Annotated in this window: 12 protein-coding genes; all 12 read right to left on the bottom strand. The window is 44.1% G+C overall.

Annotation, left to right across the window (positions count from 1 at the left end; all coding sequences use genetic code 11):
* Entirely contained in the window at positions 1–723 is a 723-nt protein-coding gene (locus tag BLR42_RS05970; protein WP_022762622.1) for a zinc metallopeptidase, read from the bottom strand.
* Positions 724–800: 77 nt separating this feature from the next.
* Positions 801–1,730 (bottom strand): methionyl-tRNA formyltransferase, encoded by a 930-nt coding sequence (gene fmt / locus BLR42_RS05965; protein WP_091867454.1) that lies wholly within the window; start codon positions 1,728–1,730, stop codon positions 801–803.
* A gap of 530 nt (positions 1,731–2,260) precedes the next feature.
* Positions 2,261–3,463 carry an endo-1,4-beta-xylanase gene (locus BLR42_RS05960; protein ID WP_091867452.1) on the bottom strand — a complete coding sequence of 401 codons (1,203 nt, stop codon included), beginning with the start codon at positions 3,461–3,463 and terminating at the stop codon, positions 2,261–2,263.
* A 132-nt stretch (positions 3,464–3,595) separates the two neighbouring features.
* On the bottom strand, positions 3,596–6,676 hold the full coding sequence (locus BLR42_RS05955) for a response regulator (protein ID WP_091867450.1): 3,081 nt from the start codon (positions 6,674–6,676) through the stop codon (positions 3,596–3,598).
* Between the two features lie 11 nt (positions 6,677–6,687).
* Complete coding sequence (locus BLR42_RS05950) at positions 6,688–7,890, bottom strand: pyridoxal-dependent decarboxylase (RefSeq protein ID WP_091867448.1); 1,203 nt, start codon at positions 7,888–7,890, stop codon at positions 6,688–6,690.
* 38 nt (positions 7,891–7,928) lie between these two features.
* Positions 7,929–9,035, bottom strand: a complete 1,107-nt coding sequence (locus BLR42_RS05945) for a GGDEF domain-containing protein (RefSeq protein WP_091867446.1) — start codon at positions 9,033–9,035, stop codon at positions 7,929–7,931.
* 111 nt (positions 9,036–9,146) lie between these two features.
* Positions 9,147–11,066 (bottom strand): methyl-accepting chemotaxis protein, encoded by a 1,920-nt coding sequence (locus tag BLR42_RS05940; protein WP_091867444.1) that lies wholly within the window; start codon positions 11,064–11,066, stop codon positions 9,147–9,149.
* Between the two features lie 314 nt (positions 11,067–11,380).
* Positions 11,381–11,869 (bottom strand): peptide deformylase, encoded by a 489-nt coding sequence (gene def, locus BLR42_RS05935; RefSeq protein ID WP_022762628.1) that lies wholly within the window; start codon positions 11,867–11,869, stop codon positions 11,381–11,383.
* 151 nt (positions 11,870–12,020) lie between these two features.
* Positions 12,021–14,285, bottom strand: a complete 2,265-nt coding sequence (priA, locus tag BLR42_RS05930) for a replication restart helicase PriA (RefSeq protein ID WP_091867442.1) — start codon at positions 14,283–14,285, stop codon at positions 12,021–12,023.
* Positions 14,285–15,781 (bottom strand): UDP-N-acetylmuramoyl-L-alanyl-D-glutamate--2,6-diaminopimelate ligase, encoded by a 1,497-nt coding sequence (locus BLR42_RS05925; protein WP_091867440.1) that lies wholly within the window; start codon positions 15,779–15,781, stop codon positions 14,285–14,287. Before BLR42_RS05925 ends, priA begins: the two co-directional genes overlap by 1 nt.
* 175 nt (positions 15,782–15,956) lie before the next feature.
* Entirely contained in the window at positions 15,957–17,741 is a 1,785-nt protein-coding gene (recJ, locus tag BLR42_RS05920; RefSeq protein ID WP_091867439.1) for a single-stranded-DNA-specific exonuclease RecJ, read from the bottom strand.
* A gap of 55 nt (positions 17,742–17,796) precedes the next feature.
* A complete protein-coding gene (secD, locus tag BLR42_RS05915) occupies positions 17,797–20,076 on the bottom strand; it encodes a protein translocase subunit SecD (RefSeq protein WP_026498038.1) in 2,280 nt (759 codons plus the stop codon).
* Between the last annotated feature and the right edge of the window lie 5 nt (positions 20,077–20,081).

Here is a 20,081-nt window from a genome sequence, read left to right as displayed (position 1 = left end):
TTACCTCCGATTTCTGTTTCCGCCGTTTACCATCAAAACCAAACGAAGAAGCTGAAGTATTGATGATGCAGCAGCCGCAACGTAAGTAAGGGCAGCCGCGTTAAGTACTTTTCTTGACTGGTCCACTTCGTCATCCGCAAGAATGCCGTAATCTCCGAGCATAACGAGCGCTCTGTGAGAAGCATCAAACTCAACCGGAAGTGTAACAAGCTGGAATGCCACTGCCAGTGAAAATACCCATATTCCGATCTTCGCAAGGGGTGTCATTCCGATAATAAGTCCAAGTATGATGATCGGTATTCCGATGTGTGATCCGATATTGGCAGCAGGAACAAGCGCTGATCTGATCTTGATCGGCACATATCCTGTGTGATGCTGCATAACGTGTCCGCACTCATGAGCGGCGACACCGATGGCTGCAACACTGGTGGAATTATAGGTGCTGTCCGAGAGGTTAACGGTGTTATTTCTTGGATCAAAGTGGTCTGAGAGGTTTCCCGGCACATGGACAACCGCCACGTCATTTATGCCGTTTCTTCTCAAAATCTCGGTAGCAACCTGAGCACCTGTCATGCCTGACATGCTTCTTATTTTCGCATACTTATTGTAGGTGGACTTGACCATGGCACTGGCAATGATACACAATAGCGCACCAATCAGCACCAATATATACGTAGCATCAAACATCATTCCCCTACCATATCCATAACTATATCTGTACATAATAACTCCTCCAAAATGTAATAATACGGGCAAAGGTTCAATCTTTGCCGCCCAGTAATATATATAATATAAGAAAGTTACTCGAGGTTATCTCCAGGGTTTAAGGTGTATCCAAGGAGGAAGGATTTTACATCCATGCGTTTTTTTCCTTCGAGCTGAAGCTCGAAGATTTCAAGGAGGCCATCGCCGGTGTTAACGGTAAAGCTGTCTTTATTGACAGCTGCGATAGTTCCGGGATTGCCACTAGCAGTATTATTCAAAACCTTAGCAGTCCAGATTTTAAGCATTTTGCCGTTTAAATGTGTATAGGCGCTGGGCCAGGGATTCATGCCTCTTACGAGATAGGAAATCTTCTCTGCTGAGTCGTCCCAGTTGATGTGCCCCATCTCCTTGTTGATTTTGCCGCACTTTGTGGCCTCAGCATCGTTCTGGGGAGTCGGTGTGAGTTCTCCCTTTTCGATTTTCGGAAGTGCCTCAACAATAAGGTCTGCCCCTAGGTACATGAGCTTGTCAAAAAGTGTACCTGCAGTGTCATCCTCTTCGATCGGGATTTCTTTTGTTATAAGCATATCTCCGGTGTCCATTCCCGCATTCATCTGCATGATGGTAACGCCTGTAGTCTTGTCACCGTTTAAGATGCACATCTGAATGGGTGCGGCGCCTCTGTATTTCGGAAGAAGTGATGCGTGAATATTGACGCATCCAAACTTAGGGATATCAAGAACTTCCTGAGAAAGGATCTGTCCGAAAGCAGCAACAACAAAGATATCTGCTCCGAGAGTTTTGAGTTCCTCTACTACCTCTGTCTCTCTGATTTTCTTAGGCTGTATGATCTTCAATCCGTGCTTTAGTGCACACTCTTTTACCGGAGAAGGAACAAGCTTATCACTTCTGCCCTTTGGTTTATCGGGCTGAGTCACAACTGCAACTATTTCATGACCTGCCTCTATCATTTTTTCAAGCGGTGGCACGGAAAAATCCGGTGTCCCCATGTAAACTATTTTCATACTAATTATTCTGTCTCCTTATACATCTATAATAATCCTTATAGGTTAGATGACTTCTACAAACAAGAAAAGCCCTCCATCCGTTATTTTAAACTAATGGAGAGCTTTTTACAATTTTGTAGGATTGATCCGTGGGCAAGGAAATAATCACATGCAACAAAAAATCCAATAATATTGGAATTTGTTGCACCTAAACTGAAGCTTATACAATAAAAATATTGATGCTCCCCAGATTTGTTGTAATCCATTTTCGTACAAACAATAAATATAAATGTATTATCTATATTTGTTGTCTATCAGAATTTTCTGAACAACAAATATGATGAAACGATTCAGATTTATTGCACTCCCAAATTTTGCGTACAACAAAAGCAATTAGAAGATCAAGAATTATTGCACTCTCAAATATCCCACACAATAAACACGATGAAAAACACATGAATTATTGCAATCTAAAAACCATACATACAACAACACCCGAAGTGCTGTAAATAGTGCACTCCGGGCGTTAAAGATTCGTAATAAGTTTTTCATCCCAAAACTACAGTTATTTCTTCATCATCCACAAGCCTTGCATCGACGGAATCCTCTCCGCAGCTGATGGTGTAATTGCCTTTAAAAGCCTCCACAGCAGCGCATCCGTTTTCGTCAGTTGTAACAGCGGTGTCTGTCCACCATTCCTGCTTAACCAGCTTCTTCAGCATCTCGAAAGAGGGCTTCTTTGAATTGTCAAGTCTGATATAACCACTGGGAGCCTTAAGCCATGCGCCGTCCCTGTAGTCCCAGGTGGTTATTGCTTCTACAAGAGGATGCTCGAACAGGGTTCTGTACATCTCCTCTATCTCCCTTGCCTGTCTTTCCTCGCCTTCAGGTGTTGAGGGCCATTCGTCCACCTGCCAGTCATTAAGATCAACAATATGAGGTGGCATAATATCTCCGGATATAAGGGTATTTTCCGTGAAATGGATCGGGAGTCCAAAGTGTGAAAAGCGCTCCAGAACCTCCTCCAGTTTTTCCTTGCCCCAATAGCCCTGATGCTGATGAGACTGGATACCAATGGCACTGATCGGAACACCTGCATTCAGACAGCCGTCAATCAGAATCTCATAGTTGATTGAGGTATTAAAATCGTTCAATAAAAGTACTGCATCCGGATTGTCCGCATGAGCCCTCTCAAAGACTTCCTTAATCAGTCCAACTCTTCCTTTTTCCTTGCAGATCCTGGTAATCGCGTTATCGTATTTATCAAATATGGGCATGATTACAACTTCATTTATCACATCCCACATATCAATAACGCCCTTGAAGCCCTTAACTTCCCTGTCAATACGCTCAAGCTGCTTCTGCATGATGGTCTCATTGTCGTATTTCATGAGCCAGTCAGCGCAGGCTGTGTGCCAACAAAGAGGATGTCCTTTCACGGTGACGCCCTTGCTCTTTAGGTATTCTGCGGTTTTCATGAGAGCATCCTTATTAGGCTGTCCCTCCACAGGCTCATATCGTCCCCAATAGAACGGCAGTGTTCCGTAATTGAAAATCTCAAGCCAGCTCTCTGTTATCTGCTTATGTTCTTCGTCCCCGTTCATTACATAGGGAATAAAATCAAAAGCTCCGCATCCAAAGAGGAACTTATGATTTTTCTGCTGTACTTTTATCCTGGAATTTTTGATGGGATTTCCTTGAGTATCAGTGATCCTGATAAGCTTATTTACTTTTCTGTGTGATATAGCCATGTGCACTCCTTCTCCTATTATTCGAAATATGAATGTCTATCCCAAATGATAGAGATTACGAAGTGCACATACCACTCATGTTTTGTTATCGCACTTATCAATTTTCGTATCTTGAATCCGTTCAAGCTCTGCTCACTTTATAAACTCACTAAGTGTATCGAACAGCACTTCCGGTTGAACCGGTTTTGACAGGTGCGCGTTGAGGCCTGCCTGGAGGCTTTGCTGAACGTCCTCGTCGAAGGCGTTGGCGGTGAGAGCTATTATCGGGATGCTCTTTGAGTCAGCTCTGCCCATGGCTCTTATTGCAGCGGTTGCCTCGAGGCCGTTCATCTCGGGCATGCGCATATCCATCAAAATTGCGTCATAGTAGTTCTCGTGATGTGATTCGAACATTTTAACTGCAATTTTTCCGTTAACCGCAAGCTCGGTCTCCATCTCCTTCATTTTAAGAACCTTTATCATTATCTGTGCGTTGACATCCACGTCCTCCGCCAGAAGAATTCTGCGGCCCGTAAGATCGGCTTTCTTGGGCTTTTCCATTATCTGAAGTCGCTTCTTTTTCAGAGCGTTACGGAATTCATCAAGAAGACTTCCCGCGAACAGAGGCTTGGAGATAAAGCTGTCCACACCTGCATCAGTCGCTTCACTATGGATTTCATCCCAGCTGTAGGCGGTCAGCATAATGATTGCAGAGTCATCCCCGATAATCTCTCTGATCTGTCTGGTTGTTTCAAGTCCGTCCATCTCGGGCATTTTCCAATCAACGATTATCAGATTGTAGGGCTCCATCCTGCCCTTATGCACCTTAACAAGGTCGATGGCTTCCTGGCCTGAGCGCACAGTCTCCACCGCAATACCTTCGTTGCCGAGCACAAGCTTTGCGTGATCTAAGGCAACGGGGTCATCGTCAATTACGAGAACGCACATCTCTTTGGGATTGATCTCTATATCACTGTTATCCTCGGAATGCTTTTTATCGGAATCCAGGAGTGTAACGGTTACGGTAAAAATACTTCCCTTACCCTTTTCACTCTGCACCTCAATCTTGCCGTTCATCATCTCCACAATGCTCTTGGTTATAGCCATTCCAAGTCCGGAGCTGCCATATTTGTTGGCCGCTGTGGTATCCTCCTGGCTGAAGGTCTCAAAAAGTGATGGAAGGAATTCCTTGCTCATTCCTATACCGGTGTCCTTGATTCTAAAGCGCAGTGTGGAGTTTCCTCCGTAGCCTGCTGCCTTCTCAACATCCAGAGTTACCGCGCCGCCCTCGGGAGTGAACTTAACCGCATTGCCCAGAATGTTTATAAGGACCTGCCTTAGCTTTGTGCTGTCGCCGATATAATAATCATTTAACTCCCCTATAATATTGCATTTGTATTCAAGGCCTTTTTCCATGCACTGTCCGTTGAAAATGGTATTTATCTGCTCTAAAAGCTTCGAGAAGGCAAATTCCTCATTTCGAAGGACCATCTTACCTGACTCGATTCTGGACATATCAAGGATGTCATTAATAAGACTGAGAAGGTGCTGCGCAGATGATCCGATTTTCTCCAGATAATCCTTGGTTGCATCTGATATATCAGGTTCGTGAAGCGCAAGGGAATCAAGCCCTATGATGGCATTCATAGGTGTTCTGATCTCATGGCTCATGTTAGACAGGAAAATAGTCTTTGCTCTGCTTGCTTCCTCAGCGGTTTTAAGGGCATCAGAGAGTGCCTGGCTCTTTGCAAGGGAATCCCTCATCTGTGCATCTATATCTGAGAAGCCTGCTCCCACTGCATGAATCTTGTTATCCTGAGCATCCCCCGGATGTCCGACACCTGCCATACGGAGCATCTCATAGGTCTCTTCGCCGTTTTTCTTTACAAGATATCTGTAGGCTATAATTGGCTCTTTTTCCAGCGCCTGCTTTATATTTTCAGGCTTTATGAAATCAATAAAGCCCTGGCGATATTCTTCTGCGACAAAAGACTCAGCATACTCTGTGAATTTTTCACTAAAGTTGAACCGGTCACCTTCACAGATGTCATCTTCGTGATTTTCATCTCCTCTGTAGCAGATTGCATTGTTATTCTCAAGATCAACATAATAAACACTGCGGTAATCCGAAGCCAGTGCGTTTATCATCTTATCCTGCTGCGTACGCACTTTTTCCTGGGCAATGAGCTCATCCTGGAGAGCGATCCTCTCCTCAAGTTCCTGCTGAAGTATTTCAGAGCTCTCCTGTTCTGCCGCGAGCTTCGCTGTCCTTTTTGTCTGGGTGATCATTATTACAAGGAGGGCAATCATTACAGCTGCCGTAAGAATAGACTGTATAAGGCTTCTGATGATTATGCCCTGAGAAATTGTATTTATCTGCTCGGTGATAACGCTCTCTCTTATGAGGTACGTAAGCACCCAGTCGGTTCCGTGCACCGGTACGAAAGCGATAGTTTCTTTTACTCCGTTGTAGGTAAATGAAGCTATTCCCTCAGTATCTTCAGCAAAGCACCTGCGCATTTCCTCAATGGAATATCCCTCATCAAACTTGGCTGATTCAAGCGCCGTGAGAATATTCTTATCCGCTGCAAGTCCGCCCAGAACCGCTCCCGTGAGGCTGCTTCCGTCAGCGGCATACAGATTACAAAAAGTAGCGGAACTGTCATTAGCCTGAAGTGAAACCTTATCAAGAAAATTATTTATATCCATCTCCATGAAGCAGACAATAAGGGTGTGTTTTTCCAGTTTTAGTCTGTCGATCGGAACGGCGATGATGATCTTCTTATTGTTTCCGTCTGCATTTTTTATGGAAATCTCAGGCTCCGAAAGAGTCTTATGATTAAAGGAATACAAATCTATATCCGTCCTGGTGCCGCGTGAGGTATAAATAATTCCTTCTTCATCAACAAAAGCGAATTTTTCAAGTTTGTAGAGCTGCTTCATTCTAAACTGATAAGCCTGAAGACTCTCCACGCTTTCCAAATCAGTTTTTTCAATAAGTCCTATCGCAGTATCAAGGTCACTGACATAGTTACTAAGGGTGGACGCAACAACCTGTTCCCTTCTGCCCGCAAGCTCATCAAGATAGAGGAGGCTGACTGTTTTGACCGCGTTTTCCGTGTCTTTGCTCGCACTCTGCCCCATCCATAATGTTCCTATGATCATTATTGCAACGACTATAATACCGCCGATAATTGCAACTCTTGTAAGTCCGCTCTTACTGTGAAGTTTCATAGCCTTGTTTTTCACCCTATAGAATCTTTAACTGCATCTACAAATACCTGAAGTCTGTCTTTAGTTACATGCTGCATAACTACGATATGAGAAAGGTCGCCTCCCAGCCTGTCATCATGGTCGGGAGCCAGTCCGTATCTATCTGCAATTTCTTCTACCGGTCGCTTGAAATATACTGTGTTGGACATAGGCTCAAGCCATGCCGGCCATCCTATCTCGTCAAGCGCTCCTTTAAGCCACTGCGCTCTTTCCAGCATTCCCTCCGACTGCTCGGTGAAGTCTTCCTTTGTCGTATGCTTTAATATCCACCAAAGTTTAAGCGGAGACATTGCGGAACGCGAGCAATTTATCATCGGCATGCTGGCATTCAGATAGCTGATTTCGAACGGAATCTGATTGTTCTTTACTTCCATCGATGTCAGGAAAACTCCGGCAGGTTCGTCTATTCCAAAGAATTTATGTCCGCTTATTACTATAGAATCAAACGGCTGCACCTTGCGGTTTACGACATCCTTGAAACGTGTGTAGGGAAGGTATCCGCCAAAAAGCGCCGCGTCCACATGGCGATACACAGGTATTTCCGGGTGCTTTGCAAGAATCGCATTTATAGCTGCCTGGTCATCCACTCCACCCTTAAAGGTTGTGCCCATAGCAAACACCACAAGCGCAGGCTTATCAGGTACCAACGCCTTTTCAAATTCCTCGGGAATCATGCAGCCATGAATATCCGACGGAATAAGCTTCAGTTCAAGATTCTGAAGATTGGCAAGGCGCATACTTGAATAATGAGCAGCATCAGAGACATACAGAACCGGTCTTTGCTTCGTCTTTTTTACAATATAATTCGTGCCAAAGTATATTCCGTGATTGTTACCGTCGGTTCCACTGAAAGTGACAATTCCCCAAGTATCGCCCTGATCATACCCATACAGCGGTCCCATCATTTCAATTACTTCTCTTTCGAATACAAGAGTGTTGAGTAAACCGTCATGAATATTGAACGGATCTCCCGCATTATTCGCCATTGCGAGATTGAGTCCGCTTCCGGAAAGCCATTTATAGAACTGCACCAGACGGCTCTTATGATTTATCGGGTACCCAAAGGCTCTGTTTTTCTTGGCAAACAGAGTACCGGCATATTCATCCAATCGGGCAACACACGGATCTTCATTTTCTGCATTGTTTAATACGTTATTGTTTTCACTGTTTGTCATCGTTCTCCCTCCTGTATCCTTACTTTAGTTTCAACTTCCTAACTATTGACAACAACCTTGTTTCGGCCGCCTTCTTTTGCAATATATAATCTCTCATCAGCCAGATTTACCAGTTCCTCCGCAGTCATCCCATCCCTATAAGCAGCCGCTCCGATAGAAACAGTAATCTTCAGGTCTCTGCCGTCTTCATGGAATGAGGTCTCCTCTACCTGGCTTCTGATGTCCTCCAGAAGACTTCCAAATTCCTCATAAGAAATGTCTTCCGGTGCAATAAGCAAAAACTCCTCGCCGCCCCATCTGCCGTAGATAAAGCCTTTGCTTGAATTTTTCTTAAAGATTCCTGCCATCTGTTTTAGCACGTTATCACCGGCGATATGTCCGTAGGTATCATTGATGTTCTTAAAAAAATCGACATCCAGAATCGCTACGAAAAGATCGTTTTCATCCGTCTCATTTTTCCTCTGCAATTCCTTATCAAGAATTCGCTGTACTCTCTGTCTGTTGTAAATCTCTGTCAAAAAATCGTAATCCGCAAGGCGCCTTAATTCTTCATTTTTATGAGCCATGCTCTGATTGTATACGGAGGTATACAGCGTAATTGCACCAAAGCCTATCAAAGCATTTATACAATACAAAACTCTCGCCAGTCTTTCATCCGGATTATAAGTTGTAGGAAACATTTTCAGATCCGCACAGACATGAAGCATCAAAAAAGTTAATACGACGATAATGCTGAAATTTCCAATCTGTCGTCTTTGTTTTGAAGACATATAGGGCATGAAATATGGCAGGAAAATGCTGGCAAATGTGCCAAATAGCCAAAGCTGAAAACCGGATTTTATGCCAACGAAAACAGTGGCAAGGATTATATGAAAATAGACCTCCAATGCCATGAACCAGACAGAACGCAGGGTATTGCCGCTTCGAATAATAAATATGCTGACTACATAAACAAGCATGCTTACGATGTTAAGATAAATCATCGGAGTACAGGATAGCCAAATGTAAAAACCTTCAAAGAAAACGTGAGTAATCAGAAACGAAATGGCTATCATCATATACTGCTTTTGAGTAAAGTAATCACCATCTTCGGTTATATCGTTGTATACCCGGCTGCTATTCAGATTTTGATTATTATTATCCATAATTCGATTGTAAATCTACTGTTAGCAGTGTGCAAATTAAGAAACTATAAACAAAAAAGATGTCCGAAGACATCTTTTTTTGCTTATGGCTATGATTCCCAAGGGAACTCTTTACTGAATCTTGAACTTGCTGAGTTCATCGTTAATCGATACTGCGGAGTCGGATACGGAGTTTGCAACGCTTTCTACACCCTTGGATTCGTTCGCAATATCCTGAGCACTCTGAGCCAGGGTTGTTACGGTTGCGGTAACCTCCTCGGAGCTTGCCGACTGTTCCTCGGAAATAGCAGCTACGCTAGAAGCAATGTCATTTACATCACCCATCATTCCGATCATTTCCTTCATGGTTGCTGCTGTGGAATTAAGCTCCTCATATATCTTGTTAAAGCTGTCGCCTGCCTTTGAAACCGCTTCGCTGTTTTCATTGATGGCATCCATATTAGCCTGCGATTTTTCTGCAAGGTTATGTATAAGCTGAGTTATCTCGCTTATGATGTCGCTGATCTCCTTGGTCGCATCCTGTGAATTCTGAGCCAGTTTTCCGATCTCATCTGCAACTACCGCAAAGCCTTTTCCTGCTTCACCCGCACGAGCTGCCTCAATACTTGCATTAAGCGAAAGGAGGTTGGTCTGCTGTGAAATGGAGTCGATCATCTCAACGATTTCGGTAATCTTATCAGCTGATTCACCGACCGTTGTAACAACATCATTCATCTCACTCATGGATGTTGTGATAGTCTCCATATTCTGCTGAACAGTGTTCATGTCGTGCTGACCGACATCGGCCTGATCCACAAGTTCAAGCATGATCTCATTTGCTCTGTTTCCGCTATCGGTAAGATCAGCAACCGCACCTGCAAGCTGAGTTGCATTGTTTGCAAGCTCTCCAACCGCATTCGAAATATCGTCCATGGTGGTCTGAATCTGTCCCATGGAAATCGACTGCTCACTCGCACCCTCTGACATCTTTCCGGATGCATCTCTTGATGAAGTGGAGTCTGCCTTCAGCTGCTCTGCCTTGGACTGAATCGAATTGATGGTGCTATTCATAATCTGAACGTAATTGTCCATCTCCTTACTGATAAGACCAATCTCATCGCCCTTATCTGCAGGCATCTTGGTTGTGAAGTCACCACCGGAAATCTTTATAATGCTCTCAGAAAGTCCTTTTACAGGCTTTGTGATTACTCTGTTAATTGTGAAAAGAATTACAGCAGCTATGATGATAATAAGAACGATCATTGCAATTATTGCTATGGTCATGAATCTGTTAGCTGTTGCTTCAACATCACTTACGCTGACGGAGGAAATAAGTGTCCAATTTGTTCCCTGAATCGGATAGGTTGCAATATACATCTTAGCCGAAGAGCCATCTTGCTGTATTGTAATAACCTCATCGGATCCACTCTCGATATGTTTCTTCAGCGTATTGAGGTAATTGTTTCCTGATTCCGAAACCTTGGTACCAACAAGGGACGGATCGAAGAAAGTGATGATGTAATCACCATCAAGTATCATTGACCCTCCGACTTTCAGAGGCTTTAAGTCATTTACACTATCCTGCAAATCGTTAAGGTAAACATCCACACCGGCAACGCCGAATTCACCATTATAAAAATCATTCTGCCTTACAAAGGTAACACAGAGGTCTCCTGTTGTTGCATCCAGATATGGCTCGGTTTCAACGAATGTCTCGTTTCCAAGGCCTGCCTGGTACCAGTCGCGCTGTGTAGGTTTCCAATCATCATCCACTTCGGAATGATCTGCAAATATATAGGTATCATCCGAAAATCCAATATAGATACCTGAATTCTTAACTGCGCCGTAGCTTGCCGACGGTTCGATGTACTTAAGCATTGCATCGTGGTCAGCAAATTCCACCTGCTCAAGTGTGTCGCAGTATTCGCCAAACTTTGCGGTCAGCATTCTGAATTTGGTGCCAAGTTCATTTGCATTAGCTCTGGTCTCAGCCTGAATGTCCATCAGCGCCATCTCGGTGATTGTATTCTTGGCATTAATACTCAGCGCCATTATAATCGCCACAACCCCGATGATGATAATCGGCAAAAGGCTTATCAAAAGAGTTTTGCTAATGCTCTTTCTTAACCTTATGTCTTGAAGTATTAGCTTCGTTTTTCTTACCCTTTACACTAGTATCCTCTGCCATTTCAAAAACCTCCGTTCAAGAAAACACTAAAAATTTAATGTGGATTACATATTATAATTGTATACGGAATTACATCAATTAAAATGGATTTTATAGAAATATTAGAGGGTTTAGAATACTTTTATATTTGGAAATAATTGGCATAAAAAACGCCTTCCCCCCAAGGGGAAGGCAAAAATTATTCTTCCGGCTGCTGGAGGTCCTCGTTATTTACGAGTTCTCCCTCAACCTTCTCAACGTACATATGTCCGTCAAGATGATCAAGCTCATGGCATATAGCTCTGGCAAGAAGCTCTGTTCCCTCCAGTTCGAAGGGCTTCATGTCTATATCAAAAGCTTTTACCTTAACATAGTTGGGACGTGTAACAACTCCGGATTTTCCGGGAAGAGATAAGCATCCCTCGTAGCCTGTCTGCTCGCCGCTGGTCTCAAGTATTACAGGGTTGATGAGAAGATGCGGCTCTTCTCCCTCCGGAGAACAGTCAATTACAACAATTCTCTTCAAGATACCAACCTGCGGCGCTGCAAGTCCTACGCCGTTGGCATCATACATTGTCTCAAACATATCCTCAATAAGCTCGCGAATCCTGGGAGTAACCTCTTTTACTTCCTTGCATGGACGCGCAAGTACATCATCACCGTATTCTCTGATCTCTCTAAGTGCCATATTTTAGCCTTTCTGTCTGTTTTATTTCCTCTCATCCGGCGCTTCGCGCCACCTTCCCCATAGGGGAAAGCTTTATTACAAATATAAAGTGTATGATAAACGGCATTATATTTCAATGCTTTATACAATTCTTTCGCTTTTTACATTGTAATCACATGAAATTCATGGGGTCGAAGTCGAACTGAACCTGGAGATTTCTTAAATATCCAAGCTTCTCCCACTCTGAAAGGGCTTCCTCCAAGGTGTCCTTAATCAATGTAAGTCTGTCGAAATCTTCATGCTTAACGTATATAACCATGCGATAGATATCGTTTATCTTGCCGATTGTCGCCGGCGCGGGACCGATTATTATTGCATTCTGTATCCGCATCCTGTCAATGAAGGCGCGAAGCTGATTCGCTTTCTCTTTTCCGAAATCCTCATCCTTAGCCCAGAGCTGAATTGCAAGCATATGAGCTGCCGGCGGATACCTCAGTAATTCTCTGTAGGATATCTCCTCATCGTAAAAGGCTTTATAGTCCTGCTTCGATGCGCTGACAATGGCATAGTTATCCGGCTGATAGGACTGTATCACAACATTACCGGGTACTTTTCCTCTTCCCGCTCTCCCCGCTGCCTGCGTAAGAAGCTGGAAGGTTCGCTCCCCCGCCCTGTAGTCGGAGGCGTTAAGTGACATATCCGCCGCAAGAATTCCAACAAGTGTTACATTAGGAAAATCGTGCCCCTTAACAATCATCTGAGTACCAACAAGAACATCTGCCTCTTCTGCGGCAAAGGCCGACAGAATCTTCTCATAGCTGCCCTTTATCCTCGTGGTATCGGCATCCATTCGAAGAACCCTGGCCTTCGGGAAAAACTTAAGCACTTCCTTCTCAATCTGCTGGGTTCCTGCCCTGAAGGCTGACACGTACTTGGATCCGCACTCCGGACATATCTTCTGAATCGGCTGAGTGTGACCGCAGTAGTGGCACATAAGCATACCGCCTCTGTGCTCTGACATCGACACATCGCAGTGCGGACACTTAAAAACATAGCCGCAGGATCTGCAGGACACAAAACCGGCAAGTCCCCTTCTGTTTATGAAAAGCATTGCCTGATGTCCGTTATCAAGCGTCTCCTGCAGTCTTTCCTGAAGGCTTCTGCTAAATATTGATCGATTTCCGCTTCTAAGTTCCTCTCGTAAATCTGCAATCTCGACATCCGGCAGTGTTCCACCCGTTAGCCTTCTGTTAAGCTCAAATAACCGGTATTCACCTTTTTTCGCCCTGTAATAGGTCTCAAGTGAAGGTGTGGCTGAGCCCAGGATCACATCTGCGCCTCCCGGCACAAGCTTTGCAAGCTCTATAGCTGTCTCCCTTGCGTGGTACTTAGGCATAGTCTCGCTCTTGTAGGTGGATTCATGCTCCTCATCTATAATTATGAGTCCCACATTGGGAAAAGGTGTAAAAAGAGCTGATCTGGGACCGATAATAATATCTATGTCCCCTTCTGCGGCTCTTTTTGCCTGATCGTATTTTTCTCCGGGTGACAATGTGGAATTCATCACCGAAACTCTCTCGCCAAAATGTCTGTAGAACCTCATGAGAGTCTGATAAGTAAGCGCAATCTCGGGAATCAGCACAATGGCCTGTTTTCCCCTGGCGATTATCTCATCTATCATTTTGATGTAGACTTCCGTCTTGCCGCTTCCGGTGATGCCGTGGATCAGGCAGGTCTCCCTGATGCCCTTGTCATAGTTTGAAATGACTGTGTCTACAATCTCCTGCTGCTCCTGACTGAGAGTAATATCTTTCTTGGCAGAGCTCACTTCTCCAACGGGATTTCTGTAATACTCCTCGCTATCCGTAACTATAACGCCCTTTTCGGAAAGTGCTCTTATCACAGCCGCTGAAACATTAAGCTTCCCTGTCACAAGTTCATAGGGAATCCGCTCCCCGGTATCCTCCAGTAGTGCTTCCAATAAGCGCGCTCTTGCCACCTGATGCTTTTTGACGCAGTTTTCATAAAAATCCCGGACATCTTCCTCATTCATGGCAAGTCTTACATAACGTTTTACAAGAGCCTTGGACTTCTTCCTCACCGGGATGACAGTCCGAAGAGCATTTATCATGGTTGAGCCATAGGTTTTCCTCATCCAGGCTGCCAGCGCAATCATTATGCCCTCCGCGGACATCTCACCCTCTTCAATATCAAGAATTTCCTTGGTCTTTTCGGGATCAAACTCTGGAACATCGGTTATTCCTATGACGTATCCCTGTCTTTTAGTGTTTCCCCGTCCAAAGGGTACGCTGACGCAACAGCCTATCTCAATTTTGCCAAGAAGTCTGTCCGGAATTTTGTACTGAAAAGGTCTGTCCACCTTTTCATGGGAGATATCGATTATTATGTTGGCAAATGATAAACTCCCTCTTTCCATCAGGCTTTTTCCTGCATCTCCTCTAAAATCTCTTTGATAAGGACTCTCTCATCCATGGGGTACTTAACGCCCTTGATCTCCTGATAGTCCTCATGTCCTTTCCCTGCAAGTACAATGATGTCACCCTGCTCGCCGTGCTCTATAGCATAGCGGATGGCCTCTTTTCTGTCGGCAATCTTGATGTACTCACCGTCAGTCTTCTTCATACCGGTCTCGATATCGTTCATGATGTCCATGGGATCCTCGAATCTCGGATTATCCGAAGTTATGATAGTAAAGTCGGCAAGCTTTCCGCTGACCTCACCCATCTCAAATCTTCTAAGCTTTGAGCGGTTTCCGCCACATCCAAACACACTGATAAGACGAGTCGGATGATAATCTCTGAGAGTACTAAGGAGACTCTTAAGTGCCATAGCGTTGTGCGCATAGTCAATCATGAGAGTAAACTCATCTGATACTTTAACCATCTCGATTCTGCCCTTTACATGAGCCTTCTTTAATGCAGAAGCTATCTGCTCCTCGTCGCAGCCAAGGTGCTTAGCAACATCAATAGCGCAAAGTGCGTTATAAACACTGAATCTTCCCGGTGTGGGAACCTGTGCATGCATCTCGATTATACCTGTGGTATCAAACATAACCCCAAGTTCACCTGGCTTATGAAGATAAGCAAGGTTTATCGCACGAAGATCTGCATCTCCGGCAAAGCCGTAGGTTGTAAGCTCACAGGTGTGACCTTCAGTAACTTCCGTCATTCTGGGATCGTCCGCATTGGCAATTCCCACTTTACACTGCTTGAAAAGAAGTCCTTTACAGTGCATGTAGTCCTCAAAGTCCTTATGCTCTCCCGGACCGATGTGATCAGGCTCAATATTAGTAAAGACACCAATGTCATAAATGAATCCCTGGCTTCTGTGGAGCATAAGTCCCTGGGAGGATACCTCCATGACAACCGTGTCACATCCTGCATCCACCATTCTTCTCATATATTCCTGAAGCTCATAGGATTCAGGTGTGGTATTTTCAGCGTGAATATGCTCATCTCCGATAATTACCTCGATAGTACCGATAAGTCCGCACTTGTGTCCTGCATTCTCAAGCATATTTCTAATAAGGTAAGTTGTCGTAGTCTTACCCTTTGTTCCTGTGATTCCCACAGTCTTAAGACTCTGTGCAGGATTTTCGAACCACTCAGCTGAAATAAATGCCATGGCATATCTGGTACTTTCCACTTTGACCACCACGGTCGATGAGTTTTCAGGAAGTTCAACATCTTTCTGAACAACAATAGCTGCCGCACCTTTCTCTGATGCTTCAGTCGCAGCGCTGTGACCATCGAAGTTCATGCCTTCGATACATATGAAAAGGCATCCTTCCGTGATCTTACGATTATCCTTTACTACCTCAGTGATCTCCACGGATGAAACATCCGCCTTTTCTTTGCTTCCCCCTACATAAGCTTCATAAGTCAGATTTTTAAGCAGATTCTCCAGTTTCATAGCCTCTCTCCTCGTTTCTTAATAAAATCATAAACTTTTCTACTGTTTTTCTTAAGGTTTTGAACACAATCAGTTCACAATTTAACTGTATATTATAGACAAGATAGTTGATGAACTAACTATCTCCCCCTCATAAGAAACCGCAGACACACGCTTTTAGCGTGTGTTTTGTGGTTTATGGGATAAAATCTTTCAAAACGATCTGAATGCTTTCTTCGCCTCTGTATTCATTAATTTTCGCCTGATATGCAATCTTAATTATCATTTTATCATGATTCGCACCTTTATATAAATTTTCCCGCTGTTCTTTTCCGAAATTCATATCAAGGAACTCATTCCATCTGTCAAAGATACTTCCAAAAACCATCATATCATAGAAATTGCCCTTTTCATCCCTTACTGACATTTTCACAGTATTGGCGTTCTTACCTATAACGCGGCCTCTGACAAGCTCTACATCCCTAGAAGCAAAAAGCGGTTCAGGATTTCCCTGTCCGAAAGGAGCAAGCTTATCTATCTCCTTTAGCAAGCCCATGGACAGATACTGCAGCGGAAGTACCATATCAAGGCGAAGTACCTCTTCAAAGTCATCTTCTGTAAGCTTGCTGTTATCGTTAAGCGCTTCCCTGAAGGCCTCCACATTTTCCTTTTTTAGGGAGAATCCGGCTGCCATCTTGTGTCCGCCGTACTTCGTAAGGAGGTTTCTGCATTCACTAAGGGCCTCAAACATATGATACCCCTCAATTGAGCGGCCTGATCCCTTTACCAGGCCATCACCTGTATCGGTAAGTACAAATACAGGGTGATTCACTTCCTCTTTCACTCTTCCGGCAATAATTCCCGCAAGTGATTCATGGAGCTCAGGCATATAGATAACAAGCACATCCGGAAGATTCTCTCCATAACCGGAGATGATTTCCATCGCCTCGTCCTTGCCCTCTGCGGTCATATCCTTACGACTGTCGTTGAGTTCCTTTAATTCCAGCGCTATCTCGGCAGCTGCATTTGAGTTGGTCTCCGTTAGAAGCTCAAGACCTCTCATGGCTGAGTCAAGTCTACCAGTAGCATTAAGACACGGTCCGATGACAAAGCCGTATATATAGCAGCTAACCCTGTAAGGATCTATATCGGTAGCACGAAGAAGCGCACGTAGCCCAATATTATCAGTTTGGGGAATGCACTTAAATGACTTCTTTACAATTATTCTGTTTTCATCTTTAAGCGGCATAACATCGCATACTGTAGCCCAGCCTGCAAAGATTGACATCTCATCGAAGAAATGACTTAGCCTTTCATCCTGAGGCATTCCCATCTTCTCTGTAAGCACCTGAATGAATTTGTATGCCACCATTGCTCCGCAAATCTCAGGATACGGATATTCATTATCTAGTCTCTTCGGATCAACCACTGCATCAGCCGGAGGCAGAATCATCTCATCCCTATTCTCCTCTGAGTAACTAACCTCATGGTGATCAGTGACTATGACAGTCATTCCCAGCTCTTTTGCATGCGCAATCTGCTCTATGGCTGCTATTCCGTTATCACAGGTGATGATAGTCCTCTTGCCTTCCTCATAAGCCTTATCAACAAGCCCTACACTAAGACCGTATCCATCCTCTATTCTGTGTGGAAGCCTTGCATCCACATCTCCGCCGCAGAGCTTTATTCCGGACAAAAGAATATATGATGAGCATATACCATCAACATCATAATCTCCGATTACTCTTATGAAATCACCTGCCTGAATTCGTTCAGCCATAATCTCTGCCGCTTTATCTATATCTTTCAAAAGATGCGGATCATGAAGATTACTCTCATCACCATTCAGATACATCTCAATATCTGCGGTTTCAACAATATCCCTGTTTTTCAATAATCTCGCCGTTATCGGAGAAATCCCATTATCCTGCGCAATCTTATTAAAATCCGCACCTTTTCTAATTTCAATCCACTTTGCCATAAATTCCTCTTGAAATAAAACAGGCTGCCGTAGCTATCTGCGGCAGCCCTCTTTATTAGTTCTTTTTGAATTTCTTAAGATCAAGCCATATCGGTGATGCGATAAAGATTGATGAATATGTTCCGGCTACTACACCGACCATAAGAGGCAGTGCGAAGAAGCGGATATCCGGCACACCGAAAATAGCAAGTGAAAGAACCATGATGAAAGTTGTGATGGATGTAAACAAGCTTCGTGTAATTGTCTGGCTTACACTCTTGTTAACAAGCTCCTCGAGCTGATCCTGACGATTCATGAAAATATGGTTCTCTCTGATACGGTCGAATGTAACGATAGTATCGTTGATTGAATAACCGATAATTGTAAGAACTGCAGCGATGAAAGTACCACCGACCTGAATTCTTGTAAGTGCATAACATGTAATTACGATAAGTGCATCATGCGCAAGGGCAATGATTGCTGCTGCACCGAACTTGATATCTCTGAATCTGATCCAGATATATGCAAGCATAAGTACAAGTGCGATGATCAAAGCAACTGTCGCATCAGTACGCATCTCATTACTGATTGTGGAACTGATACTCTCAGCAGCGATATTCTCTGCAGGAACAGAGTAATCTGTCTTGAACATATTATCAACTGCTTCTCTCTGATCTACTGTAAGTGTTACAGTCTTGAAGATAACCTGGTTGGAACCTGCAACAGTCTGAACCTGAACGGAATCAACACCTGTAAGCTCCTTGATCTTCGGAACAACCTCGCTGTCAAGCTTCTCTGTTGTCCATGCCTCGTTAAAGGTTACGCTTGTGGATGTACCACCTACGAAGTCAAGGCTGTAGTTGAATGCGCCCTGTCCGCGTCCTGCATTTACACCCATGAATACAAATCCAAGAATGATGATTGCTGCAGAAATACCGTAGAACATCTTTCTCTTTGTAGTGAAATCGAAAAGCTTGAGTTCTTTTGCCTGTCCATACCACTTCTTATCCTCAAAGCCAAGGCCGTAGAAGATATTTGTAATAGCTCTTGTAACAAAGAGAGCTGTGAACATTGAAACAACAATACCAAGTGCAAGTGTGGAAGCAAATCCCTTAACAGTACCTGTTCCGCGAAGTCCGAGAATTGCTGCCGCAATAAGGGTTGTGATGTTACCGTCAAGGATAGCTGAAAGAGCCTTGCTGTAGCCGACCTTGATAGCTCCCTTTACATCCTTACCACCTGCAATTTCCTCTCTGATACGTGCAAATACAAGCACGTTAGCATCAACGGCCATACCTACTGAAAGGATGATACCTGCGATACCCGGAAGGGTAAGTGTAATCTCAAATGCAGAAAGAAGAAGAATCTCCAGTCCGCAGTAGAACATAAGTGCAATACTTGCAGCTACACCGAGCAGTTTATACAGAACAATCATGAATAAGATGATTGCGCAGAAACCTACGATTGCAGCGATCATACTTGTATGAATAGCATTTGAACCAAGCTGAGCTCCTACTACGTTGGAACGAAGCTCGTTAAGCTGAAGCTTAAGTCCACCGATACGGATCATGGATGCAAGATTTGCAGCATCCTCGAAAGTCTTCTCACCAGTGATGATAGCTCTTCCGTCTGTAATTTCTGCCTGAACGGTAGGAACTGAAATGAACTCACCGTCATAGTAGATACCGATTGACTCGCCGTTAGCATAAGCCTTCTTGGTAGCCTCAGCGAATGCCTGTCTTCCGGCCTCTGTAAACTCAAGAGAAACAACTACTTCCTGAGTGTTTGCTGTGCCGGAATTCTGATATCCTGCCTCAGCCTGCGCAACATCCTCACCCTTAAGGACGATTGAACCTTCGGCCTCGAGTTCCTCGATAGTCTTGTTAAGTACGTATCCGATCTCACCATCGCCTGAAAGAACGTAGTTGCCATCCTCATCTACAGTGAAACCTGAATTGTATGTGTAGTTCTCATTACCCTGGCTGTCAGTCTGTGCAATAAAGTACAGATTACCGGGCTGACCTAGATCCTCAAGAATCTTGTTGGCATCTGTAACACCGGGAATCTCGATATTGATTCGGTTGGAACCCTCCTGATAAACCTGTGACTCTGTACTGTACTGATCTACACGCTGCTGGAGCTTGTATATAGTATCTGACATGTCTTCGGCACTGGGTGTTCCATCGCCTACAACTTCATAGGTGATGCTGACACCACCAGCCAGGTCAAGTCCGAGATTGATACTCTTAAGTGAACCTGACTTATCGCTACCAAGGCCATAATATGAAGTATAGCCAAGTCCGCCAAGCAGCAACAGCGCTACCAGCAAAGCGATTACTGATTTTACTCTTTTCATTTCTT

The sequence above is a fragment of the Butyrivibrio sp. INlla16 genome, from assembly GCF_900104155.1.
Taxonomy (GTDB): Bacteria; Bacillota; Clostridia; order Lachnospirales; family Lachnospiraceae; genus Butyrivibrio.
The sequence above is the reverse complement of the archived record's forward strand: the minus strand, read 5'-3'. Positions and strand labels throughout refer to the sequence as shown.